General features: G+C 60.7%; 27 protein-coding genes. 13 read left to right on the top strand and 14 right to left on the bottom strand.

The features are described 5' to 3' along the window. The first annotated feature begins 308 nt into the window (after positions 1–308). Entirely contained in the window at positions 309–869 is a 561-nt protein-coding gene (locus EV561_RS13505) for a sigma-70 family RNA polymerase sigma factor (RefSeq protein ID WP_132522232.1), read from the top strand. Between the two features lie 16 nt (positions 870–885). Here EV561_RS13505 and EV561_RS13500 read toward each other — a convergent pair whose 3' ends face one another. Together EV561_RS13500 and EV561_RS13495 are read right to left on the bottom strand one after the other, a co-directional pair. Further along, entirely contained in the window at positions 886–1,275 is a 390-nt protein-coding gene (locus EV561_RS13500; RefSeq protein ID WP_132522230.1) for a YkvA family protein, read from the bottom strand. A gap of 88 nt (positions 1,276–1,363) precedes the next feature. After that, positions 1,364–1,669 (bottom strand): 4a-hydroxytetrahydrobiopterin dehydratase, encoded by a 306-nt coding sequence (locus tag EV561_RS13495; RefSeq protein WP_132522228.1) that lies wholly within the window; start codon positions 1,667–1,669, stop codon positions 1,364–1,366. A 35-nt stretch (positions 1,670–1,704) separates the two neighbouring features. Between EV561_RS13495 and EV561_RS13490 the strand changes: the two genes are divergently transcribed. After that, on the top strand, positions 1,705–2,184 hold the full coding sequence (locus tag EV561_RS13490; RefSeq protein WP_132522226.1) for a low molecular weight protein-tyrosine-phosphatase: 480 nt from the start codon (positions 1,705–1,707) through the stop codon (positions 2,182–2,184). On the opposite strand, the gene thpR is transcribed toward EV561_RS13490, so the two are convergent. Together thpR and EV561_RS13480 are read right to left on the bottom strand one after the other, a co-directional pair. Continuing rightward, a complete protein-coding gene (gene thpR, locus EV561_RS13485) occupies positions 2,118–2,711 on the bottom strand; it encodes an RNA 2',3'-cyclic phosphodiesterase (RefSeq protein WP_132522224.1) in 594 nt (197 codons plus the stop codon). The genes EV561_RS13490 and thpR overlap by 67 nt on opposite strands. 67 nt (positions 2,712–2,778) lie before the next feature. Further along, on the bottom strand, positions 2,779–3,432 hold the full coding sequence (locus EV561_RS13480; protein ID WP_132522222.1) for an arylesterase: 654 nt from the start codon (positions 3,430–3,432) through the stop codon (positions 2,779–2,781). A 73-nt stretch (positions 3,433–3,505) separates the two neighbouring features. On the opposite strand from EV561_RS13480, the gene EV561_RS13475 reads away from it, so the two are divergent. From EV561_RS13475 to EV561_RS13460, 4 genes are all read left to right on the top strand, one after another. Then, positions 3,506–4,216, top strand: coding sequence for an ABC transporter ATP-binding protein (locus EV561_RS13475; RefSeq protein WP_132522220.1), 711 nt, complete (start codon positions 3,506–3,508; stop codon positions 4,214–4,216). Next, positions 4,213–6,753 (top strand): ABC transporter permease, encoded by a 2,541-nt coding sequence (locus tag EV561_RS13470; protein WP_132522218.1) that lies wholly within the window; start codon positions 4,213–4,215, stop codon positions 6,751–6,753. The genes EV561_RS13475 and EV561_RS13470 overlap by 4 nt, the downstream gene beginning before the upstream one ends. A 193-nt stretch (positions 6,754–6,946) precedes the next feature. Continuing rightward, entirely contained in the window at positions 6,947–7,687 is a 741-nt protein-coding gene (locus tag EV561_RS13465) for a Bax inhibitor-1/YccA family protein (RefSeq protein ID WP_132522216.1), read from the top strand. A gap of 110 nt (positions 7,688–7,797) precedes the next feature. Further along, entirely contained in the window at positions 7,798–8,355 is a 558-nt protein-coding gene (locus tag EV561_RS13460) for a GNAT family N-acetyltransferase (RefSeq protein WP_132522214.1), read from the top strand. An 11-nt stretch (positions 8,356–8,366) separates the two neighbouring features. On the opposite strand, the gene EV561_RS13455 is transcribed toward EV561_RS13460, so the two are convergent. From EV561_RS13455 to acnA, 3 genes are all read right to left on the bottom strand, one after another. Further along, complete coding sequence (locus EV561_RS13455; protein ID WP_132522212.1) at positions 8,367–8,765, bottom strand: DUF2794 domain-containing protein; 399 nt, start codon at positions 8,763–8,765, stop codon at positions 8,367–8,369. A 285-nt stretch (positions 8,766–9,050) separates the two neighbouring features. Continuing rightward, the gene (locus tag EV561_RS13450; protein WP_132522210.1) at positions 9,051–9,794 is read right to left on the bottom strand and encodes a thioredoxin family protein; all 744 of its coding nucleotides are present in this window, start codon (positions 9,792–9,794) and stop codon (positions 9,051–9,053) included. A gap of 219 nt (positions 9,795–10,013) precedes the next feature. Continuing rightward, the gene (gene acnA, locus EV561_RS13445) at positions 10,014–12,704 is read right to left on the bottom strand and encodes an aconitate hydratase AcnA (protein WP_132522208.1); all 2,691 of its coding nucleotides are present in this window, start codon (positions 12,702–12,704) and stop codon (positions 10,014–10,016) included. A gap of 263 nt (positions 12,705–12,967) precedes the next feature. Here acnA and ccmA point away from each other — a divergent pair, with 263 nt between their 5' ends. The 5 genes from ccmA (at position 12,968) to EV561_RS13420 (ending at position 16,112) form a co-directional block, all read left to right on the top strand. Next, positions 12,968–13,615 (top strand): heme ABC exporter ATP-binding protein CcmA, encoded by a 648-nt coding sequence (gene ccmA, locus EV561_RS13440; protein ID WP_132522206.1) that lies wholly within the window; start codon positions 12,968–12,970, stop codon positions 13,613–13,615. A gap of 217 nt (positions 13,616–13,832) precedes the next feature. Then, the gene (ccmB, locus tag EV561_RS13435) at positions 13,833–14,492 is read left to right on the top strand and encodes a heme exporter protein CcmB (protein ID WP_132522204.1); all 660 of its coding nucleotides are present in this window, start codon (positions 13,833–13,835) and stop codon (positions 14,490–14,492) included. A gap of 76 nt (positions 14,493–14,568) precedes the next feature. Next, positions 14,569–15,330 (top strand): heme ABC transporter permease, encoded by a 762-nt coding sequence (locus tag EV561_RS13430; protein WP_132522202.1) that lies wholly within the window; start codon positions 14,569–14,571, stop codon positions 15,328–15,330. Between the two features lie 3 nt (positions 15,331–15,333). Further along, a complete protein-coding gene (ccmD, locus tag EV561_RS13425; protein WP_132522200.1) occupies positions 15,334–15,507 on the top strand; it encodes a heme exporter protein CcmD in 174 nt (57 codons plus the stop codon). Continuing rightward, positions 15,504–16,112 (top strand): DsbE family thiol:disulfide interchange protein, encoded by a 609-nt coding sequence (locus EV561_RS13420; RefSeq protein ID WP_132522198.1) that lies wholly within the window; start codon positions 15,504–15,506, stop codon positions 16,110–16,112. Before ccmD ends, EV561_RS13420 begins: the two co-directional genes overlap by 4 nt. On the opposite strand, the gene EV561_RS13415 is transcribed toward EV561_RS13420, so the two are convergent. The 6 genes from EV561_RS13415 to EV561_RS37175 form a co-directional block, all read right to left on the bottom strand. Continuing rightward, positions 16,109–16,696 carry a DUF2585 domain-containing protein gene (locus tag EV561_RS13415; RefSeq protein ID WP_132522196.1) on the bottom strand — a complete coding sequence of 196 codons (588 nt, stop codon included), beginning with the start codon at positions 16,694–16,696 and terminating at the stop codon, positions 16,109–16,111. The two genes, EV561_RS13420 and EV561_RS13415, sit on opposite strands and share 4 nt — an antisense overlap. After that, entirely contained in the window at positions 16,693–17,340 is a 648-nt protein-coding gene (locus tag EV561_RS13410; protein WP_132522194.1) for a septation protein A, read from the bottom strand. The genes EV561_RS13415 and EV561_RS13410 overlap by 4 nt, the downstream gene beginning before the upstream one ends. A gap of 78 nt (positions 17,341–17,418) precedes the next feature. Next, positions 17,419–18,996, bottom strand: coding sequence for a signal recognition particle-docking protein FtsY (gene ftsY, locus EV561_RS13405; protein ID WP_132522192.1), 1,578 nt, complete (start codon positions 18,994–18,996; stop codon positions 17,419–17,421). A gap of 13 nt (positions 18,997–19,009) precedes the next feature. Further along, complete coding sequence (mtaB, locus tag EV561_RS13400) at positions 19,010–20,284, bottom strand: tRNA (N(6)-L-threonylcarbamoyladenosine(37)-C(2))-methylthiotransferase MtaB (protein ID WP_132522190.1); 1,275 nt, start codon at positions 20,282–20,284, stop codon at positions 19,010–19,012. Beyond that, positions 20,281–21,186: a diaminopimelate epimerase gene (gene dapF / locus EV561_RS13395; protein ID WP_132522188.1), complete on the bottom strand. Its 906-nt coding sequence runs from the start codon at positions 21,184–21,186 to the stop codon at positions 20,281–20,283. Before dapF ends, mtaB begins: the two co-directional genes overlap by 4 nt. Positions 21,187–21,279: 93 nt before the next feature. Beyond that, positions 21,280–21,486, bottom strand: a complete 207-nt coding sequence (locus EV561_RS37175; protein WP_149338839.1) for a hypothetical protein — start codon at positions 21,484–21,486, stop codon at positions 21,280–21,282. Between EV561_RS37175 and EV561_RS13390 the strand changes: the two genes are divergently transcribed. Then, the gene (locus EV561_RS13390; protein ID WP_132522186.1) at positions 21,473–23,077 is read left to right on the top strand and encodes an ABC-F family ATP-binding cassette domain-containing protein; all 1,605 of its coding nucleotides are present in this window, start codon (positions 21,473–21,475) and stop codon (positions 23,075–23,077) included. The genes EV561_RS37175 and EV561_RS13390 overlap by 14 nt on opposite strands. A gap of 18 nt (positions 23,078–23,095) precedes the next feature. Here the strand turns inward: EV561_RS13390 and EV561_RS13385 are convergent, their stop codons facing one another. Next, positions 23,096–23,326, bottom strand: a complete 231-nt coding sequence (locus EV561_RS13385; protein ID WP_132522184.1) for a hypothetical protein — start codon at positions 23,324–23,326, stop codon at positions 23,096–23,098. 358 nt (positions 23,327–23,684) lie between these two features. Here EV561_RS13385 and EV561_RS13380 point away from each other — a divergent pair, with 358 nt between their 5' ends. After that, positions 23,685–25,643 (top strand): elongation factor G, encoded by a 1,959-nt coding sequence (locus EV561_RS13380; RefSeq protein ID WP_132522182.1) that lies wholly within the window; start codon positions 23,685–23,687, stop codon positions 25,641–25,643. Positions 25,644–25,647: the final 4 nt, after the last annotated feature.

Genomic DNA, 25,647 nt, shown 5'->3' with positions numbered 1-25,647 from the left:
CACGAACTACCTCGGGTCTTGCGTGTTCACGAGTTGCTTTATTTTGACTTAATTCCGGTTACCAAACCGTCAACGTGGCGATACTTGCGCTCCCGGTTGCACCATTTCAAGGCAAGAACGGTCATTCGGGAGCGAAAGGTACCTCGGACAAACTGAAGAGCCGGAATGGCAAAGAGGCCACTCGGTCAAAGAAAGTTAAGACATAAAGATTCGGGCAAGAGTTTGACCTATCGCGAATCCGCTGTACCTCAGTAAGGTATAGGAATTAACGGCGGAATTGGCGATGGCGGGAGGCCTCAGGCGCGCAAATGGATGCTGAGGAAAGGCAGCACTTCGCTGCCCTTGCAAAAGCCGTCGCCGAGCGTCGCGACCATTCGGCTTTTTCAGAACTCTACGACTATTTCGCACCGCGGCTGAAATCATGGCTTGTGCGGCAAAGAATGCCGAGTAGCGAGGCCGAGGAGCTGGTGCAGGAGGTCATGATCATCCTCTGGCACAAGGCCGACCTTTATGATCCTGCCCGCTCGTCACTGTCGACCTGGATCTTTCGCATCGCGCGCAATCGCCGGATTGATGCACGGCGGCGCCTCACGACCCGGATTTTCGACGATACCGATCCAACCCTGCAGCCGGAGGCGGAGAAGGGTGCAGACATCATCGTCGAAAGCGAGAATCGCGATGCCTTGGTGCGAGCCGCGCTGGCAGCGTTACCGGCAGACCAGCAGGCGCTGCTTAGGTTTTCATTCTTCCTTGGCCAGTCTCATTCCGAAATTGCAGCGGAGACCGGCTTGCCGCTCGGGACGGTCAAATCCCGGATCAGGCTTGCATTCGGCAGGCTGAGGAAATCCCTGGAATCCGAGAGACGGTAGCCGGTCTCACGATCCGTCAGATCGTCTTCATCCCGTCCGGTTCGTCGGCGAGGGCTCTGTCCGCCGCTTCGTAGTGCTGGACCCGGATATGGCCGTTGATAAGGGTGAAGGCGGCGGCAAGCACCGCGACGTCATCCGTAAAGCCGATGACTGCGAAGAAATCGGGGATGATATCGATAGGCATCACGAAATAGGCGAGGGCCGCGAGCAATATGCCGCGGACCCGCATCGGGGTCTGCGGGTCGAGCGCGCAGTAAAAGGCGGCGACGACATCGCGTGAAAACGGGATATAGCGCACGGCTTTACGAAAAGTGGGCCAAAATTTCTTGCGAACGGATTTCTCTCGCCTGCTCTGGGTGTCTTCGTCACCGGGCAGCAATATCTCGCCGAACTTGATGTCTTCCATGCCGGGCGGTTCCTTTCGCCGCTCGGCACGACCGCCGAGCGCATCAACATATGGTGATCGCGATTTCCGATTCAATCGGCCGCTTTGTTCAACCGGTCCTTCTTGCCGCGGCCTTTTCCATTGCCTTGGCAAGACGGATGTCATGGTCCGTTAGCCCCCCGGCATCATGGGTCGTCAGTGTCACATCGACGCGGGAATAGACGTTGAACCATTCCGGATGGTGATCGAGCTTTTCGGCCGCCAGCGCGCTTTCCGCCATGAAACCGAAGGCCTCGACGAAATTTCCGAACTTGAAAGTCTTCGATATGGAGATGCCATTGTCGTTCAAATGCCAACCGGGCAATCCGGCGAGATTTTCATCGATGGCGGCTCTTTCCAGCTTCTCGTATTTCATGCGATGGTCACTCCTCTCAACAGGCAAGACATAGCATGGACCGCTTCAGCATTCTCTTCGTTTGTGCGGGCAATATCTGCCGCTCGCCCCTTGCCGAAGGCATTTTCAGACATCTCGTGGAGAACGCCGGACGAGCCGATCGGTTCGAAATCGATTCGGCTGGAACCGGCGGATGGCACCAGGGAGATGCGCCGGACCGTCGCTCCATCGCGGTCGCAGCCGCAAACGGGATCGATATTTCGCGCCAGCGTGCCCGGCGCATCTCGGCGGAGGATTTCGATCGCTTCGATCTCATCCTCGCAATGGATCACGACAATTTGAAAAACCTTCGGAAGTTCGCGCCGGCGGCCGCTTCGGACAAAATCCATCTGTTTGCGAGCTTTACGCTCGGGACGACGGAGGACGTGCCTGATCCCTATTATGGCCGGCGCGAAGATTTCGAGGCGGTTTACACCATGCTCTTTTCAGGCTGCAGCATGCTGCCGGAAAAGGCGGGGGCCGTGTGGACCTCGTGAAGCGGGAAGATCTCTTCCGTTAGGTAGGGACCGCCGCCGACGGACTCACGCGACGACAAAAGCACGAAGCGCGAGACGGTGAACGGCGACGTCTGGAAATTGCCGCGGCCTGAGAGGTAGTGGACCACGTCGTCGACGCGGGACGCCTTGAGGCGGGCAAGCGTTACATGCGGGGTAAATTTCCGCGGATCCGGCGGAAGGCCGATGCGCTGGCAGATGCGCTCGATCTCTCCCTGGAGGGCGAACATATCGGGTGTCGGGGTCACGCCTGCCCAGACCGAATGCGGCTTCTTCGATCCGAAGGAGCCGATGCTGTCCAGCCGTATCTGAAACTCGGGGCGATCGATCCGGTCCAACCGATCAACCACTTCGTCGGCCGTCCTGTTATCGACGTCGCCGATGAAGCGCAGTGTGATGTGGTAATTCTCTACGTCGATCCACCGGGCTCCGGGAAGACCACCGCGCAACAATGACAGGCTCATTGCCGCATTGCGCGGAATTTCGAGGGCGGTAAACAGTCTCGGCATACGAGCTCTCCCCGAATCTTTTGCAGATGCTAACAGCGAATCACGCAATTGACCTCGGCGCAAGCCCCTATTTTAGCTTTGAAGAAATCGTGCCGATGAAATCCTGAGCAGCCGGCTCAAAACGCTGCACCATGATATTCACGCCCTCTGGATTGGGATGCATTCCATCCTGAAGTTGCAGATTCGCCTGAGCTGCCACCCCATCGAGAAAAAAAGGATAGAGTTTTACCTGATATTTGTCGGCAAGACGCTTGTAGATCGGATTGAAACGGGCGGCATAATCGCCGCCCATGTTCGGCGGCGCCAGCATGCCGGCGAGCAATACGGCAATTCCACGATCTTTAAGCCGGCTAATTATCGCGTCGAGATTTTTCTCGGTATCCTCGGGCGGAATGCCGCGCAGTGCATCATTGGCTCCGAGTTCGAGGATCACGCCATCGGTTCCATCAGGCACCGACCAATCGACCCGGGAAAGCCCGCCCGAACTCGTATCGCCGGAAACGCCGGCATCGGTGACGACGACATCCAGCCCCTTTGCCTTCAGCGCCGCTTCGAGTTTTGCAGGAAATCCGTCGCCGGGCGGAAGCTGGTATCCGGCCATCAGGCTGTCGCCGAGGCCCACCAGCTGGATCGTTCTTGCGTTTGCCGGACCGGCCATGAGGCCGAAAATCAGGCCGCCGGCGATGACAGCGAATTGAAGCGCGGCAACTTTAAATCTCATGTTCCATTCCCTAAATTGCCTCAAAGGCTGTCCACGCCAATGACTTTCATGAACTTATATAGGCGGTTTCCCATTGGCAAAAACCATCATCGAATTGAAGAAGGCGGATTTGACGCTGGGAAACGCCGCCGCTTCCGTCCACGTACTCAAGGGTATCGACCTTGAGATCGAGGAAGGCGAATCGGTCGGCATCGTGGGGCCGTCCGGCTCCGGCAAGTCGACGCTGCTGATGGTTCTGGCCGGTCTGGAAACGCTCGACAGCGGTGAGATCATCATCAAGGACACGCCGCTTCATCGCCTCAGCGAGGATCGGATCGCCGATTTCCGTGGCCGAAACATCGGTATCGTCTTCCAGTCCTTCCATCTCATCGCCAACATGACGGCGCTCGAAAATGTCGCGGTGCCGCTGGAATTGGCCAATGTGAAGGACGCCTTTGCGATTGCCCGCCGCGAGCTTGAGGCTGTCGGCCTCGGCGAGCGCCTCAACCATTATCCCGGCCAGCTATCCGGCGGCGAGCAGCAGCGCGTGGCCATTGCCCGGGCCCTGGCGCCCTCGCCGGCGCTGCTCATCGCCGACGAGCCGACCGGCAACCTCGATACGGATACCGGCCGCCAGATCGCCGATCTTCTTTTCGCGCAGCAGGTCGAGCGCGGCACGACGCTGCTGCTGGTCACCCACGATCCGGCGCTCGCCGCCCGCTGCTCGCGCCAGATCCGCGTCCGTTCCGGCCAGATCGAGGGCGACAGCGCGCATGAGCGGCAGAGCCGGGCGGCCATCGCATGATGGCGGCGCGTCTGTCTCTCGCCTTTCGCCTGGCCCTTCGCGAGCTGCGTGGCGGTCTCAGGGGTTTTTATATTTTTCTCGCCTGCATTGCGCTCGGCACGGGTGCGATAGCCGCCGTCAATTCAGTCTCCCGCTCGATCACCGACGCGATCTCCACACAGGGACAGTCGCTGCTTGCCGGCGACGTTCGTTTCGAGCTGACCAATCGCCAGGCGACGCCCGAGGAGCTTGCCTATCTGAGCGGTCTCGGCAAGGTGTCCGCTGCGACTGATTTGCGCTCGATGGCGCGCCTGCCAGATGGCTCCGATCAGTCGCTGGTCGAGGTCAAGGCCGTCGACGGTGCCTATCCGCTCTACGGCACTTTCGAAGCCGATCCCGATCAACCGCTGAGCACGCTTCTGGAGCAGAAGGATGGAAGCTATGGCGCTGTCGTTGCGCCGCTACTTCTCGATCGGCTCAATCTACATGTCGGTAGCGAGCTGTTGCTCGGCAACGCGAAGCTCCGGATTACCGGCACGATCAAGACGGAGCCGGATGCCGTCTCGGAAGGGTTCGGGTTCGCGCCCCGCCTTTTGACGAGCCGTGACGGCCTTATCGCTTCCGGGCTGATTACGACCGGCAGCCTCGTTGCCAATGTCTACAAGATCCGCATGGACAATCCGACGGTCGGGCTGAAGAACATCGCCGATCGTTCCAACAAGGCTTTCCCGCAAGCCGGCTGGTCCATCCGCACAAGCGACAGGGCCGCACCCTCGCTTGCCGACAACATCACCCGCTTCTCGCAATTTCTGACGCTGGTCGGGCTGACGGCGCTGATCGTCGGCGGCGTCGGCGTTGCCAACGCCGTTCGTGCGTTTCTGGATTCCAAGCGCACGACGATTGCGACCTTCAAGTGCCTAGGTGCCCCCGCCTTCGTCGTTGTCATGATCTATCTGATCCAGATCGCGATCCTGGCGCTCATCGGCATTGCGATCGGGCTCGTCATCGGCGCCGTGGCGCCGCTCTTTGCCGCGCAATTCATGGCGCAGTTCCTGCCGATTTCGACGGCGCCGACGCTCTATCCGGGCGCGTTGTTGCTTGCGACCCTCTTCGGTCTCCTGACCACGCTCGGCTTTGCCATCCTGCCGCTTGGCCATGCCCGCGAAGTGCCTGCGACAGCACTTTTCCGCGAGCAGGGGTTCGAGGCGCGACGCCTGCCGTCCTGGCCCTATCTGCTTGCGGCCGCGATCCTGATTGCGGCTCTTGCCGCACTCGCCATCGTCACCGCCTATGATCGCTTCATCGCTGTCGTCTTCGTCGTTGCAATCGTCGTCTCCTTCATCGTGCTGCGCGCGGTGGCCTCGGGTGTCGCGTGGCTGGCGCGGCGCAGCCCGCATGTCAATTCGCCAGCGCTGAGGCTGGCGATCGGGAATATTCACCGGCCGGGGGCGCTGACCGCGTCGGTCGTCCTGTCGCTCGGGCTCGGTCTTGCGCTTCTGGTGACGCTGACGCTGATCGACGGCAATATGCGCCGCGAATTGACCGGCCGCATGACCGAGCAGGCGCCGAACTTCTTCTTCGTCGATATCCAGGGTTCGGAGCTCGATGGTTTTCGCAAACTGGTTGAGGGTCAAGCGCCCGCTGGCAAGCTGATCGAAGTGCCGATGATGCGCGGCCGAATCGTCGCCTTCAACGGACAGGACGTGACCAAGATGAAGGTGCCGGCTGCCGGGCAATGGGTGCTGCGCGGCGACCGTGGCATCACCTATTCGGAAACGCTGCCGGAAAACGCGTCGATGACCGACGGCAAGTGGTGGGACAAGGATTATTCCGGAGAGCCATTGGTCTCCTTCTCGAACGACGAGGGCAAGGCGCTTGGCCTCAAGATCGGCGACAAGGTCACGGTCAACGTGCTCGGGCGCAACGTGACGGCGAAGATCGCCAATTTCCGGAAAATCGACTGGCAATCCCTGTCGATCAATTTCGTCATGGTCTTTTCGCCCAATACGTTCAAGGGCGCACCGCATGCCTGGCTCGCGACGCTGACCGATGCTTCAGCGTCTCCCCAGCAGGAGGCGGCTATCCTGAAGACCGTCACCAATGCCTATCCGACGATTACCAGCGTGCGGGTGAAGGATGCGCTCGACGTCATCAACACGCTGGTCGGTCAGCTTGCAACGGCGATCAGGGCTGCAGCCTCGGTGGCGCTGATTGCCTCGGTACTGGTGCTATCAGGCGCGCTTGCGGCCGGAAACCGCGCGAGAACGCATGATGCGGTCGTCCTCAAGACGCTCGGCGCCACGCGCGCCATGCTGATCCGCGCTTTCAGCTACGAATATCTGATTCTCGGGGCGGCAACCGCGATCTTCGCCCTTCTCGCAGGTTCGGTCGCCGCCTGGTATATTGTCAGCCGGATCATGCACCTGCCATCGGCTTTCTTGCCGGATGTTGCGTTCTCGACGCTGGCGATAGCGCTGGTGCTGACTGTTGGCATCGGTCTTATCGGCACCTGGCGGGTGCTCGGCCAGAAGGCAGCACCCGTCCTGCGGGAGCTCTGAGGTCTCCTCCGTTAACCGAAGCCGGTGAAATCACTCCATATTACGCCGATTTAACCCAATCGGGGATCGCAAGGCTCTTGTTTGCAACGGGCGAAAGCCTCATATTCTTGTCAGGCATGCTGGAGCTCCGCAGCGGCGCCCGGGACGAACGCGCCCGACACCGTAATCACATCGGAGCTTAAAAGAGGAAAACATGGCTGACTTTCGCAACTACCAAAACCGGACGGGCGCAGGCGCACAGTCCGGTGCGATGATAGATGAGGGCCTTCGCTCGTATATGCTGAAGGTTTACAACCTGATGGCGCTGGGTCTGGCGATCACGGGTGTGGCCGCCTATCTCGGTTTCAATCTCGCCGTCCAGGACGGTCATCTGACGCAGTTCGGCGTAGCTCTGTTCCAGACGCCTCTGCGCTGGGTCGTTATCTTCGCTCCGGTCGCGGCTGTCTTCTTCCTGAGCTTCCGCATCAACCGAATGAGCGTGGGTGCTGCGCAGCTGACCTTCTGGATCTATGCCGCGCTGGTGGGTCTGTCGCTGTCTTCGCTGTTCCTGGTGTACACGCAGACCAGCATCGTGCAGACCTTCTTCGTGACGGCAGCCGCTTTTGGTGCCCTGTCGCTCTATGGCTACACCACGCGTCGTGACCTTTCGGGCTTCGGCTCGTTCCTGATCATGGGCGTTTTCGGCCTGATCATCGCGTCAGTGGTCAACATCTTCCTGCAGTCCTCTGCCCTGCAGTTTGCGATCTCCGTCATCGGCGTCCTCGCCTTTGCCGGCCTGACCGCCTACGACACGCAGCGGATCAAGGAAATGTACTATGCTGCCGACGATGCCGTGATGGCTGGCCGCAAGGCAATCATGGGCGCCCTGACGCTCTACCTCGACTTCATCAACCTGTTCATGTTCCTCCTGCAGTTCATGGGCGACCGCAAGTAACAGGAATGACAGGATATCTTTGGGAAAGGCGGCTTCGGCCGCCTTTTTTATTGTCTTCCGCGTCGGCTGATGTTTGATATCGCGATCTCTTTTCAGCTTGGCGGTCATCCATGTCCATCCGTCTTCGCGACGCCACACCGGCGGATATGCCGCTCATTACTGAAATTTATCGCGATTCCGTGCTGAACGGCACGGCGAGCTACGAGATCGTCCCGCCTGACGAGGCCGAGATGGCCAGCCGTTTCCTCGGTATCACGGAAAAGGGCTATCCCTATATCGTGGCCGAAGACGAGAATGGTGTCTTTCTCGGGTATGCCTATGCTTCCGCCTTCCGCACCCGGCCAGCCTACCGCTGGATGGTCGAGGATTCGATTTACCTGGCGCCTGACGCGCGCGGGCGTGGCGTCGGCAAGCTGCTCCTGGGTGAACTGCTGTGGCGATGCGAGAGCCTTGGCTTCCGGCAGATGATTGCCGTCATCGGCGGCGCGCATCCGGCCTCGATCGCCTTGCATCGGGCAGCTGGATTTTCGGAAACGGGATTGCTGAAAGGCACCGGCTACAAGCATGGCCGCTGGCTGGACACGATGCTGATGCAAAAGGTGTTGGGGGAGGGAGCCGAAACCGCCCCGGATCTAGCCGTCTATCCCGGCACGCTTTTCAGGGGATAGGCCCGGGACGCTTATTTCTCAACGAGCTTCAGCGTCTTGTCGAAGACCTTCAGGACCTGGCTGATCTCGTGGCCACGCTTCAGGATCATGCCATTCACGTTGATCACAGAGAACGCGCCCTGCTTGGCGGCGAGCTTGGGGTTTTTCTCGATCCGGAAGAGCGGCATTTCGCCCGAGCGCTTGAACACAGAGAAGACCGCCTTGTCCTTCAGGTGGTCGATGGCGTAGTCCCGCCATTCGCCTTCGCCGACCATGCGTCCGTAAATCCACAGAATCGCATCAAGCTCCCTGCGGTGGAAGGTGACCGGCAGCGGATCCTTGCTTTGCTTGTATTCCCTGAGATCAACGACACTAGGGGTGTTTTCGGCAGAACGGCTTTCGCCGTGCCGCAAATCCGGCTGATCAGTCATTAAACTCCCAAGGCCTCCGCTCATGACAGCAGGGTGACAGTTTGCCTTAGCCACGCCAAATTGCAAGACCAGCCGCTATTCCGATTTGCCCGAGGACATATGCATTCTCTGCAGTGCCGTATTTCAGTCAAAACAGCGCCTCATTTAAAGGCGACCAATATAGAAGTGAAGTTTGGCGTCAGCACGCCAAAGGGCCCGGCGAAGTGCATCGACCTAACCCCAGCCCCGAATGCGCCTAGCCGGGCCGCCTTCTTGAAACGTTCCGCAAGCAAATAGGTTCGATATTCAGTCGCCGCTGCCGACAGTCATGACGGCCGCTCCGACGATTGCCGCGGGATCACCGGCAGGCGTGGCCGATTGCAGCAGGACCGCCAGGCCCTTGCGCCCCGCCTTGTCCATCACGCTCGATGGCAGAACGACGCTCATCGGCTTGCCATCCCACATGCCGACTGTCTCGACGTCGGAGACGCTGTGCATGTAGGCGATCTTGTGGCCGGTGTTCTCGCCCTTGTCGACCGAGACGACCTGTTCCCTGTCGAAATAGGCGACGACCACATTGGCCTTGCCATTGCCCGCGCCGATCTTGATTTCCAGCTCGTCGCCATTCAGGGCGGCGCTGACTGGCACGGTCAGGCCCTTGCCGTTGTGGTCGAACTGGTCAAGCTTGACGTTGATGGCGTTGAGATCGGCGCCGTTCAGATGGTCGCGCCCGTTGACGATCGCCTGCGGCGTATAGACGTTGCTGCGGCCAAGCGTACGCGCATAGGCGTATTGCCGCGCGGTATTGTCCTTGGAGCTCATCGTGTCGTCCCAGCCCATGTAGTTCCAGTAGTCCACATGGTAGGCGAGTGCCACGACATCGCCCTGGGCAATCAGTTTCTGCAGTGCTGCGTCGGCAGGCGGGCAGGAAGAGCAGCCCTGGGATGTGAAGAGTTCGACTACACCCTTGAGCTTTTTCAGCTCTTGCGCATGCGCCGACACCGCGAGGGCGACACCTGCCAGAAGTGGAATGACGAACCGGAGTGACATGCGACAATACCTCTTACCCAGGTCTTGATAGCCAGATTCCCTGGCGCCTATCAAGCCTGACAAATCTGAAACAAGAGATAATGGTTCGCGGCGGTCCCTGGAAGTCACGAAGGGGTGAGACCCCTGTCGGTGCCGATCACCCGCATACACTTCAGCGTGAAAAACAAGACGCCGCCGGGAAGCTTTCCCGGCGGCGTCCAAAACGATCAGTCTGTCAGATCAGGCAGCGAGGTCGCGCAGAACCGTCTGCAGGATGCCGCCGTTGTTGAGGTAGGTCACTTCGTCGAGCGTATCGACGCGCGACAGAAGCGGAACTTCCTTCACCGTGCCGTCGCCGTAGGTGATCTTGGCGATCTTCTTCTCGCGCGGCTTGATGTTTTCCAGGCCCTCGATGGTGACGAGTTCATCGCCCTTGAGGTTCAGGCTTGCCCAGGTCGTACCATCTTCGAAGACGAAGGGGATGACACCCATGCCGACCAGGTTCGAGCGATGGATGCGCTCGAAGGACTGGGCGACGACGGCCTTGACACCGAGGAGGTTGGTGCCCTTGGCAGCCCAGTCGCGCGAGGAGCCGTTACCGTATTCAACACCGGCGAAGATGACGAGCGGAACGCCCTCGGCCTTGTACTGCATGGCCGCGTCGTAGATCGATTCCTCTTCCTTCGACGGATAGTGGATGGTGAAGCCACCTTCCTTGCCGTTCGGGCCGAGCATGTGGTTGCGAAGGCGGATGTTGGCAAAGGTGCCGCGCATCATGACCTCGTGGTTACCACGGCGCGTACCGTACTGGTTGAAGTCGGCAACGCCGACGCCATGGCCAGTGAGGTAAGCACCTGCCGGGGAAGCAGCCTTGATCGAACCGGCCGGGGAAATGTGGTCGGTGGTGATCTTGTCGCCGAAGAGACCGAGAACGCGGGCGTTCTTGATGTCCGACGTGCCAGATCCCGTCTTGCCCATGCCGACGAAGTAGGGCGGGTTCTGGACGTAGGTCGAGTTGTCATCCCAGGTATAGGTCTGGCCCGGAGGAACCTGAACGGCCTGCCAGTTGGCGTCGCCCTTGAAGACGTCGGCGTACTTGGATTCGTAGAGTTCGCGGGTGACGTATTTCTGGATGAATTCCTGCACTTCGTGCGAGGTCGGCCAGATGTCCTTGAGGAAGACCGGCTTGCCATCCTTGTCTTCACCGATCGGCTCTGACGTCAGGTCCTTCTGGACCGTGCCGGCAAGGGCGTAGGCGACGACGAGCGGCGGCGAGGCGAGGTAGTTCGCCTGGACGTCCGGCGAGATACGGCCTTCGAAGTTACGGTTGCCGGACAGAACGCCCGATACGATCAGGCCCTTGTCGTTGATCGTCTTCGAGATCGGCGCCGGCAGCGGGCCGGAGTTGCCGATACAGGTCGTGCAGCCGAAGCCGACGAGGTTAAAGCCGAGCGCGTCGAGGTCTTTCTGCAGGCCCGACTTGGCGAGATATTCGCCGACGACCTGGGATCCCGGTGCGAGCGAGGTCTTGACCCACGGCTTGGTCTTCAGGCCCTTGGCAACGGCGTTGCGGGCGAGAAGGCCGGCAGCGATCAGCACCGACGGGTTGGACGTGTTGGTGCACGACGTGATGGCGGCAATGGCAACGTCGCCGTGGCCGAGATCGAAGTCGGTGCCTTCAACCGCATAACGGTTCGAAAGCTGGCCGGGCTTCTTGTATTCTGATTCCAGCGAGCCGGCGAAGCCGGATGCGATGTTTTCCAGCGGGATGCGGCCTTCCGGGCGCTTCGGGCCGGCCATCGACGGCACGACGTCGCCGAGGTCGAGTTCCAGCGTGTCGGTGAAGACGATATCGGAGCCGTCACCCTCGCGCCACATGCCCTGAGCCTTCGAATAGGCTTCGACCAGTGCGATGCGGTCCTTGGTACGGCCCGAGGTGTTCAGGTAGTTCAGCGTTTCGCTGTCGACCGGGAAGAAGCCGCAGGTCGCGCCGTATTCCGGGCCCATGTTGCCGATGGTCGCACGGTCTGCGAGCGGCATGTTGTCGAGGCCGGGGCCGAAGAATTCGACGAACTTCGAAACGACGCCCTTCTTGCGCAGCATCTGCACAACGGTCAGTACGAGGTCGGTCGCGGTTACGCCTTCCTTGAGCTTGCCGGTCAGCTTGAAGCCGATGACTTCAGGTAGAAGCATGGAAACCGGCTGGCCGAGCATGGCAGCTTCGGCTTCGATACCGCCCACACCCCAGCCGAGAACGCCGAGGCCGTTGATCATCGTCGTGTGGCTATCCGTGCCGACGCAGGTGTCGGGATAAGCGATGGTTTCGCCGTCCTCTTCCTTCGTCCAGACGGTCTGGCCGAGATATTCGAGGTTGACCTGGTGACAGATGCCGGTGCCGGGAGGAACAACGCGGAAGTTCTGGAAGGCCTGCTGGCCCCACTTCAGGAAGCGGTAACGCTCGCCGTTGCGCTGATATTCCAGCTCGACGTTCTTGGCGAAAGCCGTCGGCGTGCCGAATTCGTCGACGATGACGGAGTGGTCGATGACGAGGTCGACGGGAACCAGCGGGTTGATCTTCTCAGGATCGCCGCCGAGGGAGACCATGGCGTCACGCATGGCGGCGAGGTCAACGACAGCAGGAACGCCGGTGAAGTCCTGCATCAGGACGCGGGCCGGGCGATAGGCGATTTCGTTTTCGACGGTGCCCTTGTTCACGAGCCACTCAGCGATGCCCTGGATATGTTCCTTGGTCACCGACTGGCCGTCTTCGAAGCGCAGCAGGTTTTCCAGCAGCACCTTCATCGAGTAGGGGAGCTTGGAAACACCGGCAAGGCCGTTTGCCTCAGCCTTGGGCAGGCTGTAATAGACATAGTCCTTACCATTCACACTGAGCGTGGAACGACAATTGAAACTGTCAAGAGATTTAGACACGAGAGACCCCGTTTCTGATAGCCAACACAGTCGTGCGAACGCCTATGCACTTTATGCACATCAGGATGCGGGTACGGCCATTTCCGCTGTCCGCACGTAAGGCAGAAAACCTTATGTTCGGCGCAAGGATGATATTCACGCCGACCGCTGGCGTGGTTGCAGGTCTTATAGATAATTTCTAAACGGGTGGCCAGAGCAACAAAGCTCAAAATTGGACATTTTTTTATGCCTGCGGCAATGGGGAATGGGAGTGTCGGCAATACATGCATTTGGGCGCTGAAAACCTTGCCGCGCGACGCGGCGAAGATCTGATTTTCGTTAACATTTCCTTTAACTTGGCAGGTGGCGACGCCCTTATTTTGACCGGGCGAAACGGGTCTGGAAAATCGACGCTTCTAAGGGTTGTGGCGGGTCTCTTAAGACCGGAAAAAGGGCATGTCATATTCACCGATTCGCGCGGCAAAACCGAGCGTCCGGCATGTGAAGCAAGCCACTATCTCGGGCATCGTAATGCAATGAAGAATGAACTTACGGTTGTAGAAAATCTTTCTTTCTGGCGGGATTTTCTGGGCGATGCGGATGGCGGTGCCGGTGTTTCGATCGAGGACGCGGCCGACGCCGTCGGTATGGCCGGCATCACGCATCTGCCCTTCGGCTATCTCTCCGCCGGCCAGCAGCGGCGGCTGGCCTTCGCCAAGCTGCTCGTTGCCTACCGGCCGATCTGGATTCTGGACGAACCGACTGCCGCACTTGATTCGGCGGCCGACCAGCTCTTTGCGAAGCTGATCGGCGATCATCAGAAGAGCGGCGGGATCGTGCTTGCGGCGACGCACCAGCCGCTCGGTCTGGAGCGGGCGCAGGAATTGCGGATGACGGGATTTGCCGGAGTGGATCAGGGGGTGTGGGGGTGATGGTGGTGTTGTCGATCTACAAAGAAACCCCTTTCCAACCCCTTCCCACAAGAAGGAGGGGCTCCTCTCGGCGTCTCGTTTCCCCCTCAATCGAGAATGAGGTGGCAAGCGGCCGGGTTAGCCCCTCCACCTCGTGGGGAGGTGTTGGGGAGGGGACTTATTCCACTCGCAAAGTTGGAGAGGGGCTTTATCCCTCCGAATCGGAAGAGCTCATCGCATGACCGCCCTCTTCCTCCGGGACCTCAAGCTCTCGGTACGCGCCGGCGGCGGCGCGCTGATCGGCATCCTCTTCTTCCTGACGGTGGTCGCCATCATTCCCTTCGGTGTCGGCCCGGACCTGAAGCTGCTGTCGCGCATCGGGCCGGCCATCGTCTGGATCGGCGCTCTCCTTTCAGCGCTTCTCGGTCTCGATCGCCTTTTTCAAGCGGAGCGGGATGACGGATCGCTCGACCTTCTCGTCATGCAGGAAACGCCGCTCGTCGTGACGGTACTCGTCAAATGCGCCGCCCATTGGGTTGCGACGGGCCTGCCGCTGGTGATCGCTTCGCCGTTGCTCGGGCTTTTCATGAACATGAACGAGACGGCGATCGGGACGACTGCGCTGACGCTGCTTATCGGCTCTCCGGCGATCACGTTTATCGGCGCGGTCGGGGCCGCCGTTGCCGTTGCCCTGCCGCGCGGCGGGTTGCTCGTCTCCATTCTCGTTCTGCCCTTGACGATCCCGGTGCTCATCTTCGGCGTCAGCGCCACCTATGCCGCCGTCGAGGGGCCGCAGCCCTTCCTGCCGCCATTCCTGATCCTGATCGCGCTCACGCTGTTCTTCGCCGTGCTCGGCCCGGCAGCTGCAGCACTGGCGCTGCGCAACACAACGGATTGACCGGATGACGGGGGATTGATCATATGACCGTGACCTGCGAATTGCGGCTGTTGCAATATCGGGTTAAACAAGCGGCATGAGCGACATCAGCCCGGCGATCACCCGATTTTCAGACCTTGCCAATCCGACACGGTTTCTGGCCTTCGCGGCGCGTCTGATCCCTTGGCTTGCCGGCATCACGGCCATTCTCTTTGCTGTCGGGCTCTATCTGAGCTTCTCGACCGAGGGCGACTACCAGCAGGGCGAGACCGTGCGCATCATGTATATCCATGTGCCAGCGGCCTGGCTGTCGATGATGTGCTATACGATCATGAGCATCTCGGCGATCGGCACGCTGGTCTGGCGTCACCCGCTGGCCGATGTCGCCGCCAAGTCTGCTGCACCGCTGGGTGCAGCCTTTACCCTTCTTGCGCTCGTTACCGGCTCGCTCTGGGGCAAGCCGATGTGGGGCACCTATTGGGTCTGGGATGCGCGGCTCACTTCCGTCTTCATTCTCTTCCTGATGTATCTCGGCCTGATCGCGCTCGGCCGCGCCATGGACGATCCATCCAAGGCGGCGAGGGTAACGGCGGTGCTGATCCTCGTCGGCTTCGTCAATATTCCGATCATCAAGTTCTCGGTCGACTGGTGGAACACGCTGCATCAGCAGGAAAGCATCCTGCGTCTCGATGGTCCGACCATCGATCCCGAATTCCTCTGGCCGCTCTTCACCATGGCGCTCGCTTTCACGCTGCTGTTCTTCACGCTGCATCTGATGGCGATCCGCAATGAGATCTGGCGGCGGCGTATCGCCGCCCAGCGCCGTCTCGCCGCCCGCATGGCAAGCCGGGAGGAATAGGTGATGTCGCATGCCTTCTACGTCTATACGTCCTACGGTTTCGCCGGCCTGCTGACATCAGGGGTCATCGCCTGGACGTGGATCGACGGCCGGCTGCGGCAGAAGGAGCTGGCGGCGCTCGAGGCATCGGGCATCCGCCGCCGTTCGCAGCGCAAGCCGGAAGGCGAGGCGAAATGAGCACCGATACCTCACCGAAGGGGCAGCCCAAGTCGCGCGGGTACGGCCGCTATGTGCTGGCGCTGCTGCCGCTTATCGTTTTTGCCGGTATAGCCGCGACCGCCGCGAAAATGCTCTACGAGCAGGATCACGGCAAGGACATCTCGGCCATACCCTCCGCGCTGATCGGCACCAAGGCGCCTTCGCTCACGCTGGCGCCTCTCGATGGCGCCAATCTTCCGGCGCTGACCGATGCCGCCGTCAAGGGCAAGCTGACACTGGTGAACGTCTTTGCCTCCTGGTGCCTTCCCTGCCGGGAGGAGCATCCTGTTCTCAGGGAGCTTGCCAAGGACAATCGGCTGAACATTGTCGCCATCAACTACAAGGATCAGCCGGAAAACGCCCTGCGCTTCCTTGGCGAACTCGGCAATCCCTACAAGGCAATCGGCGTCGATCCCAAGGGTTCTGCCGCCATCGACTGGGGCGTCTACGGCATCCCGGAATCCTATCTCGTGGGCCCCGACGGCACGATCCTCTACAAGCGCGTTGGTCCTTTCGATGCGGCAAGCATCAAGGGCGAGCTCGATCCGGCGATCGAGAAGGCTTTGGGGAAGGCGGGGTCCTAAAGCGCACCCTGCCACTGCTTGATCGCGTCCACCGGCCAGATCAGCATCAGCACATTCAGCGTCAGATTGTCCCGGATCATCCAGCCGGTGAAGATCTCGAAGAAGATGGCGATAACGATCGTCAGCGCCACGGGCGCTCGCCAGGCGAAGAGGAAGCCGACCACCATGAAGACGGCGTCCATCGCCGAATTCAGGATGCTGTCGCCGACATAGTCGAGCGAGATGGTCGCTGCGCGGTAGCGATTGATGATGATGGGGGAATTTTCAAGGAGCTCCCAGCCGGACTCGATCAGCATGGCCACGAAGAGCCGCATGGAGAGCGGCTTGCGGCGCATGATCAGATGGGTGAGCCCGAAGAACAGGAAGCCGTGGATGATGTGCGAAGGCGTGTACCAATCGGCGATATGCTGCGAATTGCCGCTGGAATTGACCGCGCCTTCCCAGAGCTTGACATAGCCACAGGTGCAGATCGGCACCCGGCCCATCATATATTCGCCCACGATCTGCACGATCAGAACGGCGGCGCAGGCGATCAGCCAGAAGCTCTGGCTACGCGTATCCTTGGCGGCTTCACCCGCCGTCAATTCTCGCCTTCCGTCTTCGGCGTTACCGTGTGCTTCATGATCAGCGGCATCTGCGACAGCGTGAAGAGAATGGTGATGGGCATGGTGCCCCAGACCTTGAAGGCGACCCAGAAGTCATCGGAAAAATTGCGCCAGACCACTTCGTTGATGACGGCGAGGAAGAGGAAGAAGACGCCCCAGCGGACGGTCAGCTTGCGCCAGCCTTCTTCGTCCAGCTGAAAGGCGGCGTTGAAGACATAGCCGAGCAGCGACTTGCCGAACAGCAATCCGCCGAGCAGGGCAACGCCGAACATGGTGTTGATAATGGTCGGCTTCATCTTGATGAAAGTCTCGTCCTGCAGCCAGATCGACAGCGAGCCGAAGATGACGACGACGATGCCCGAGATGAAGGGCATGACAGGCAGGTGGCCGAGAATCATCTTCGAGGCGACGAGAGAGGCGACGGTTGCCGCCATGAACAGCGCGGTTGCGACAAAGAGCGGGCCGCCCAGCGTTGCAAGTGCTGGAAAATGCGCGACCAGCCAGGCCCCGCGCAGATTGCCGAAGAAGAAGACCAGGAGCGGCCCGAGTTCGAGCGCCATCTTCAGCATCGGATGATGCCGGTCCGCAGCACTCGGGGTGATATCGCTTTCGCTCGTCGTCATCTTTCGTCCTGACCTTCGAGAACTCTTGTACATGTCGCCCATGATGGGCTTCGATGGCTTATATAAGGCTTTTCTTGCTTATGACGGTGTAATTCCTGCAATCGCCTGGGCAAATTCCTCCGCCTCGAACGGTTCCAGGTCATCCACGCCTTCGCCGACGCCGATGAAATAGACCGGCAGTTTGTGCTTGGCTGATATGGCGACAAGAATGCCGCCGCGGGCCGTGCCGTCAAGCTTCGTCATGATGAGACCGTTAACGCCGGCGACATTGCGGAAGATTTCCACCTGGCTGAGCGCATTCTGCCCTGTGGTCGCATCAAGGGTCTGCAGGACCGTGTGCGGGGCATCCGGGTCCAGCTTGCCGAGAACGCGGACGATCTTTTCGAGTTCCGCCATCAGCTCGGCCTTGTTCTGCAGCCGGCCGGCGGTGTCGATGATCAGCACATCGCTCTTCTTCGCCTTGGCCTGCTGGAAGGCATCGAAGGCAAGGCCGGCGGCGTCAGCGCCAAGCTTGGTGCCGATGAATTCGGATTTCGTGCGGTCGGCCCAGATCTTCAGCTGCTCGATTGCGGCGGCACGGAAGGTGTCGCCGGCCGCGACCATGACCTTCAGGCCGGCGCCGGAGAGCTTTGCGGCCAGCTTGCCGATCGTCGTCGTCTTGCCGGTGCCGTTGACGCCGACGACCAGGATGACATGCGGCTTGTGGCTGAGATCGAGCTGCAGCGGCTTTGCGACCGGCTTCAGCACCTTGGCGATTTCAGTCGCCATGATGCGGCTGACGTCTTCGCCCGACACATCCTTGCCATAGCGCTCGGAGGCGAGCGTATCGGTGACGCGCATGGCGGTCTCGACGCCAAGATCGGCCTGGATCAGGAGGTCTTCGAGATCCTGCAGCGTCTGGTCGTCGAGCTTGCGCTTGGTGAAGAGAGCGGCGATCTGGCCGGTGAGCTGCGACGAGGTACGGGCCAGGCCGGCGCGCAGGCGCTGGAACCAGGTGCGCTTGGGTTGGGCAATGACTTCTACCGGCTCCGGGGCGGCGGGGCCTGTCGCGAAGCCCTTGGGAAGGGTGGGGGTGGCGGGCACCTCGGTGGGGCTGTCACCCCCCTCTGTCCTGCCGGACATCTCCCCCACAAGGGGGGAGATCGGCTCGGGGTTGGCCCCTTGGCCCCCATCGTCGGTTTCGGGTGGATTCAGTGCTGCTTCAGCCGCCTCGGTGAGGGTGGCGTCATCCTCCAGATGATCTCCCCCCTTGTGGGGGAGATATCCCGAAGGGACAGAGGGGGGTATTTCCGCAGTTTCTGGGATGTCCGCTTCAGCTTCTGCCTCCAGCAGCGACAGCGGCACGACCCCCATGTCACCGATCTGGTCGACAAGAGGCAGAAGCGGTGGTTCCTCTTCCTCGGTCGGGGCAACAACCTCGGCATCGTCCTCGCCAATATCCGCAGCCGGCCCGCCAGCCGTGTCGATCTCCTCGGCGAGGACAGGATCGGCCGTCGCAACCGGCAGATCCTCATCGCGCGATTTCGGCTCAAGCTCGGCCTCGACGGCTTCAGGCACTTTCGTCTTCAGCGCTTCGTCGGCGATTTCAGGCGCCGGCTCTTCCGCCGGCTTGTCCCTGCCGAAGGTGAAGACTTTTTTGATGAAACCGAGGGCCATGAAAATTCCGGGATCAGGCCGCGTCGGCGGCCGCAAGTTGCATTTCTAGATGTTTGCCATTGTGGCCGGTGATCGTCACCGGCACAAGGTCGCGGGGCCGCAAACCGGGCGTGGCGACGAGGGTAAAGTTTTCCGTATGCGCCAGGCCGTTGTTTTCGACCAGCAGCCACTGCCGTGTTCCGACCATGCCGTCAAGATGGGCCAGATGCAGCGTCTGTCCAGTGGCGCGCAGGCGGGCGGCACGCTCCTTGACCAGCGCGCGGTCAAGCTGCGGCATCCGGGCTGCCGACGTGCCCGGACGCGGGCTATAGGGGAAGACGTGGAGATGTGCGATGCCAGCCTTTTCGGCGAGCCCAACGGCGTTTGCAAACATCTCCTCGGTTTCCGTTGGAAAGCCGGCGATCATGTCGGCGCCGAAGCTCGTCTGCGGCCGCAAGCGGCGCACATCCTTGACGAAGCGTAGCGCATCGGCGCGCGAATGCCGCCGCTTCATCCGCTTCAGGATCATGTCGTCGCCATGCTGCAGCGACAGATGCAGATGCGGCATAAAACGTGGCTCGTCGGCGATCAGGTCCATCAGATGCCGGTCCGCTTCGATGCTGTCGATCGAGGAGAGCCGCAGCCGGCGGATATCGGGCACCTGCTTCAGCAGGGCTTTTGCGAGCAGACCGAGCGTCGGTTCGCCAGGCAGGTCGGCGCCATAGCTCGTGGCATCGACGCCTGTCAGCACGATCTCTGAGTAGCCGCTCTCGGTGAGCCGTCGCGCCTGGTCGACCACCGCGCCCATCGGCACGGAGCGGGAATTGCCGCGGCCATAGGGGATGATGCAGAAGGTGCAGCGATGGTCGCAGCCGTTCTGGACCTGGATGAAGGCGCGCACGTGCCCGTCAATGTGCTTGATCATTTGCGGCGCGGTGCCGCGGACGCTCATGATGTCATTGACGCGCAGCTTCTCTTCGGCCGACACGCCGAAATCGGGAAGCGCGCGGTAGGACTGGCTCGAAAGCTTCTCTTCGTTGCCGAGCACGGCGTCGACCTCGGCCATCTCGGCAAAGGTTGCCTTCTCGGTCTGGGCGGCGCAGCCGGTGACGATGATGCGGGCATGCGGATTTTCGCGCCGCGCGCGACGGATCGCCTGCCGCGCCTGGCGCACGGCTTCGCCGGTCACGGCGCAGGTGTTGACGAGGATGGCGTTGTTGAGCCCGGCCTTTTCCGCCTGGGCTCTCATCACTTCGGATTCGTAGGTATTTAGCCGGCAGCCGAAGGTGATGACTTCGACGCCGCTCACCGCGCCTGAGCCTCCTGCTCGGCGTCGCGCGTCCATTTGCCCGTCAAGGGATCGACCATGCCGGACCATTCCCATTCGGCAGGGCCGGTCATGACGACATGGTCGTCATGTTCGCGCCACTCGATGGAAAGCGATCCCCGGTTGGGGCTGCTTGCCACTGTTATCGTGACCTTACGGCCGGTGCGGCCGGTGCGGGCGGCGCTGACGGCAGTGGCACAGGCGGCCGAACCGCAGGCGAGCGTCAGGCCTGCGCCGCGCTCCCAGGTCCGGGTTGTGACAGACGTCGGAGACGTGACCTGCGCCAGCGTGATGTTGGCGCGTTCTGGAAACATCGGATGGTTTTCGAGCAGCGGGCCGAAGCGGCCGAGATCATAGGACATCACTTCCTTGTCGACCCAGAAGATCGCATGCGGATTGCCCATCGACATGACCGACGGCGAATGCAGGATCGGATCGTCGATCGGCCCGATCTGCAACTCGATACGGCTGGTATCGTAAAATTCCTCGGCGAGCGGAATCCTGTTCCATTCGAAGACCGGCTTGCCCATGTCGACCGAAATCGTGCCGTCTTCATGCTCGACGGCGTTGAGGATACCGGCGACAGTCTGGAAGGTGAAGACCTTCTTGCCGGTCTCGGCGGCGAGCGCCTGGACGACGCAGCGCGTGCCATTGCCGCAGGATTGCGCCTTCGAGCCGTCGGAATTGAGGATGTCGATCCAGGCGTCCGTGCCATTCGCCTTCGGGTCATGGATCGCCATGATCTGGTCGAACTGCGTATCGGGATCGGCATTGAGCGCAATCGCGGCTGCTGGCGTCACCACATCCTTGCGGCCGCGCATGTCGACTACCAGGATCTTGTTTCCAAGCCCGTTCATCCGTGCGAATTCGACCGTATTGCTCATGGCATCATTCCGTTGCGTTTGCGCTGTATATGGCGGAAATGCGGGAGAATTACCAGTGGCGCGCCCGGTTTCGTGCGGAAGAAGTCCGCGCATTTATAATTCAAAAGGTGCAGGCAGGATGCCGGCCAATTCCTGCAAAGCCGATTGATCTACGGCCTCGCCTTGAAGGATCTGCCGTTTTCCCATAAATAACCGTCCATCCGCAATTTCAACAGGATGTGTGCAGCAATGGATTTCCGCCCGATCGCAACGCCGAAAAGCCTTGTCACCGGGAAAGTCTGTATCCATGCCTGCATCCATTACGCTCTCCAATCTTTCATGGTCCACGCCTGACGGCCGGACGCTTTTTTCAAACCTCGATCTGAGTTTCGGGTCTGACCGCACCGGCCTTGTCGGCCGGAACGGTGTCGGCAAGTCGACGCTGCTGAAACTTGTGGCCGGCGATTTGCCCGCTGCGTCGGGCACCGTCTCCGTCAACGGCAGCGTCGGTATGCTTCGCCAGATCGTCCAGGTGCAGCCGGAGGAGACGGTCGCCGATCTCTTCGGCGCATCCGGTGCGCTGGAAATACTTCGCCATGCCGAGGCCGGCGAGGCGACGGCGGAGGAAGTTGCGTCAGCGGACTGGACGCTTGAGGCCCGCATTGCCTCCGCTCTTGCCCGGGCAGGGCTCGAGGCGCTGCCAGACACGCGTCTTGCCGCGTTATCCGGTGGGCAGCGGACGCGCGCGGCGCTGGCGGCGCTGATTTTCCGCGAGCCAGATTTCCTGTTGCTGGACGAGCCGACCAACAATCTCGATCGCGACGGCCGCATGGCTGTCATCGATTTTCTGGCGGATTGGCGGGCGGGGGCAATCGTGGTCAGCCATGACCGGGAATTGCTCGAAACCATGGATGTGATCGTCGAACTGACCACGCTTGGCGCCGTCAGCTACGGTGGCAACTGGAGCCATTATCGCCAACGCAAGGCGCTGGAGCTTGCCGCGGCCGAACATGATCTTGCCGATGCGGAGCGGCGGGTCGCCGAGGTTGCCCGCAACGCGCAGGTGACAGTGGAGCGAAAGGCGCGTCGGGATCACGCGGGAAGGAAAAAAGCAGCCAAGGGAGACATGCCGCGCATCGTGGCCGGCGGATTGAAGCAACGGAGCGAAATGACCAGCGGTGAGAACGCCCGGCTTGCCGAAAGCCGACACGTCCAGGCGCTGGCAGATGCTGCCGCTGCGCGTGACAGGATCGAAATCCTGCAATCGCTCTCGGTCATGCTGCCGCCCACGGGGCTTCCGGCAAACAGGACGGTTCTACAGATGGACGCGGTCGTGGCCGGCTATCAGCAGATGAAGCCGGTCATAAGGGATTTGTCTTTTGCGATCATCGGCCCTGAACGCATTGCTGTGACGGGGCCGAACGGTTCGGGCAAGACGACGCTTCTGGCGTTGATCGCCGGTCTCGTCGAACCATGGGCCGGCAAAGTCTCCGTCATGACGACGATGTCGATGCTCGACCAGAGGGTCAGCCTTCTTGATCCGTCGCTGTCGATCAGAGACAATTTCAGAAGCATCAATCCGAGTTCGGACGAGAATACCTGCCGGGCAGCGCTTGCCCGCTTCATGTTCAGGGCCGATGCCGCGCTTCAGTCCGTCTCGACGCTCAGCGGAGGACAGCTGCTGCGCGCCGGGCTCGCCTGCGTCCTCGGGGCCACACCACCTGCGCTGCTGATCCTCGACGAACCGACGAACCATCTGGATATAGATTCCATCGCTGCCGTCGAGGCGGGGTTACGGGCCTATGACGGCGCGCTTCTCGTCGTCAGCCACGACGAGACGTTTCTCGGGAATATCGGCATATCGCGACGGTTGGAGCTGAGCCCTCCGCCGCCGGACGCGCCCATAACCTGAGGGACTCCCAGCCCGCTATCAGTTTTCGGATTGAATATTGCCGGGATCGAAGGAACCGGCATGGGCCTCAAGAATAGCCGCGGTTATGACTTTGCGCAGTTCATAGACCAAAGATCTCGATTTCTTTCGATCGAGGTCCTGGGCGGCTTTTGCAAGGCTTAGTCCTTCGTTGAGAACTATCTGGTGCGCCCGCGCTAGTGCCCATGTTTCCACATCAGCTTGTAACATTTGAAATCTCCGCCGAATCATTCAGCATCACAGATATTCGCGAATCATTTTTCAGAATCATCTTATGAAGCAAGTAGAATCATAAGCGGATTCTTTTGCAAATGGTGTTTTGCAATCGCTTCGGCTCGGAACAGAAATTTTTTGAACATCAAGTCCCAGAAGATACAGTTGGCGGACAAGGCCAGCATGTATTGCCGAAGAATAAGTTGGTTCTGGTTGCAGATGAGGCGCCGCGGAAGGTAGTGGCTGATAAAACCCCTTCTTGCCGACCGGGATGCACCTTCATATTTAAGAGATAATGCAAATATCTGGCGTTTTTCGCCGGGTGCAGGCATTCTTTGCTTTCGGATGCGTGCTTTTGGCTATGGGAGGATTGCCGATGCGATGCTTCACGGTACTTGGACCTTCGCAAACCGGAAAATCAACGCTTGTTGCGAAGCTGGCCTCACTTGACGGCCCACCCCGAAAATCCGTCTCTCCATATGGATCGAGCACAACGGAATTTGAATTCGCAGGTGAAACGTGGTGCGCACTGGACACTCCGGGCACCAACGAGTCGCTGGCGCTGGCGCAGGATGCGCTCCTGGCAAGCGATGCCTGTATCCTTTGCGTATCGCCGGCGCCGGATGAGGCCGTACTGGCTGCTCCCTATCTCAGGGTCGTCGAGGCCTCGGGAATTCCCTGCATCCTGTTCGTCAATCGTATCGACGAGCCGCGAGGACGCATTCGCGACGTCATCGCTTCGCTGCAGGCCTATTCGGGCCATTCGCTGGTTCTCAGGCAAGTGCCGATCCGCGAAGGAGAGAAAATCGTCGGCAGTTGCGACCTGATCTCGGAGCGTGCCTGGCGTTACCGCGAGGGGCAGCCATCCGCGCTGATCCAGCTTCCGGAAAGCGAGGCCGAGCGCGAACATGAAGCACGGTCGGAGCTGCTGGAACAGTTGTCTGAATTCGACGACTGGCTTCTGGAGGAAATCGTCGAGGATCGGGAGCCGGCAAGCGATGCGCTCTTTTCGATCGCCTCGCGGGTCTTACGAGAAAACCGGGTCATTCCCGTGCTGTTCGGTGCGGCATCGCATGCCAATGGCGTCAAGCGCCTGATGAAGGCGCTGCGCCACGAAGCACCGCCGGTGACGGCACTTCGCGGGCGTCTCGCGGCGGCCGGCGGCGTCGAAGAAAACGCGCTGACCGCCGTCAGCTTCCATGCATATTACCGCGCCAATATCGGCAAGACGGTTCTGGTCCGCGCACTCGCCGATGGGCTGAAGCAGGGTGCTGCCCTCGGAGGCGCGGGCCTGGGGGGCGTACAAGAAGCGGGAGCCGGCCGCTCGATCACTGGAAGCATGCCGGCCGGCAATGTCTTTGCCGCCATCAAATCGGATCATCTGCCCGCACCCGCGCTGCTGACGGCGACTGCCGCCAAGGCTCCGCCCGAATGGACCGAGCCGCCAACGCCGATGCTTGAGCGCATTCTCATGCCGGGCAGCGAACGCGACGAGACGAAACTCTCGGCGACGCTGGCAAAGCTTGCCGAAACCGATCGCGGCTTGCGCGTGATGCAGGAGGAAGGCACGGGCGCGGCGCTGATCTGTGCCCAGGGCCCGATGCATCTGCGCGATCTCCGCAAGACCTTGTCGGAGGTCTTTCGCGTCGAGGTGACGGATCGGTCGCCGAACCCCGTCTATCGGGAAACGATATCGAAGTCCTCGAACATCCACTACCGCCATCGCAAGCAGACCGGCGGTGCGGGGCAATTCGCCGACGTGCAACTCAGCGTGCGTCCCAACGAACGCGGCCAGGGCTTCACCTTCGCCGAGACAGTGAAGGGCGGCACGGTTCCGCGAAACTACATCCCCGCTGTCGAGGCCGGTGCTCGCGAGGCCATGGAGAAAGGGCCGCTCGGCTTTCGGGTGATCGATGTCGACGTGACCCTGACCGACGGCCAGTACCATGCGGTCGACAGCTCCGAATTCGCGTTCCGTGCAGCGGCGAAAATGGGCGTCAAACAGGCCTTGTCACAAGCGTCCGCCGTTTTGATGCAGCCTGTCGCCCGGGTGGAAATCCATATCCCGTCGGTCTTCTCCGGCGGCGTGGTGGCGATCGTGTCGTCCCTGCGGGGGCAGGTGCTCGGCTTCGACCGCGATGAGAGCGCAAAGGGATGGGACATTTTCCGCGCGCTCGTTCCGGCCGGCGCGCTCGAGGAATTGACGCGTGCGCTGCGCTCAGCAACGCAAGGGATCGGTTACTTCTCAAAGGCCTTTGATCATTTCGAGGAGCTCTACGGCAAGGAGGCGGAAGCCATCATCAACGCCCATGGCGTGGGGTCGCATCCGAGCTGACCCA

The organism is Rhizobium sp. BK376, from assembly GCF_004341625.1.
GTDB lineage: Bacteria > Pseudomonadota > Alphaproteobacteria > Rhizobiales > Rhizobiaceae > Rhizobium.
Note: the sequence above shows the minus strand (reverse complement) of the source record. Positions and strands in the feature narration are given on the sequence as shown.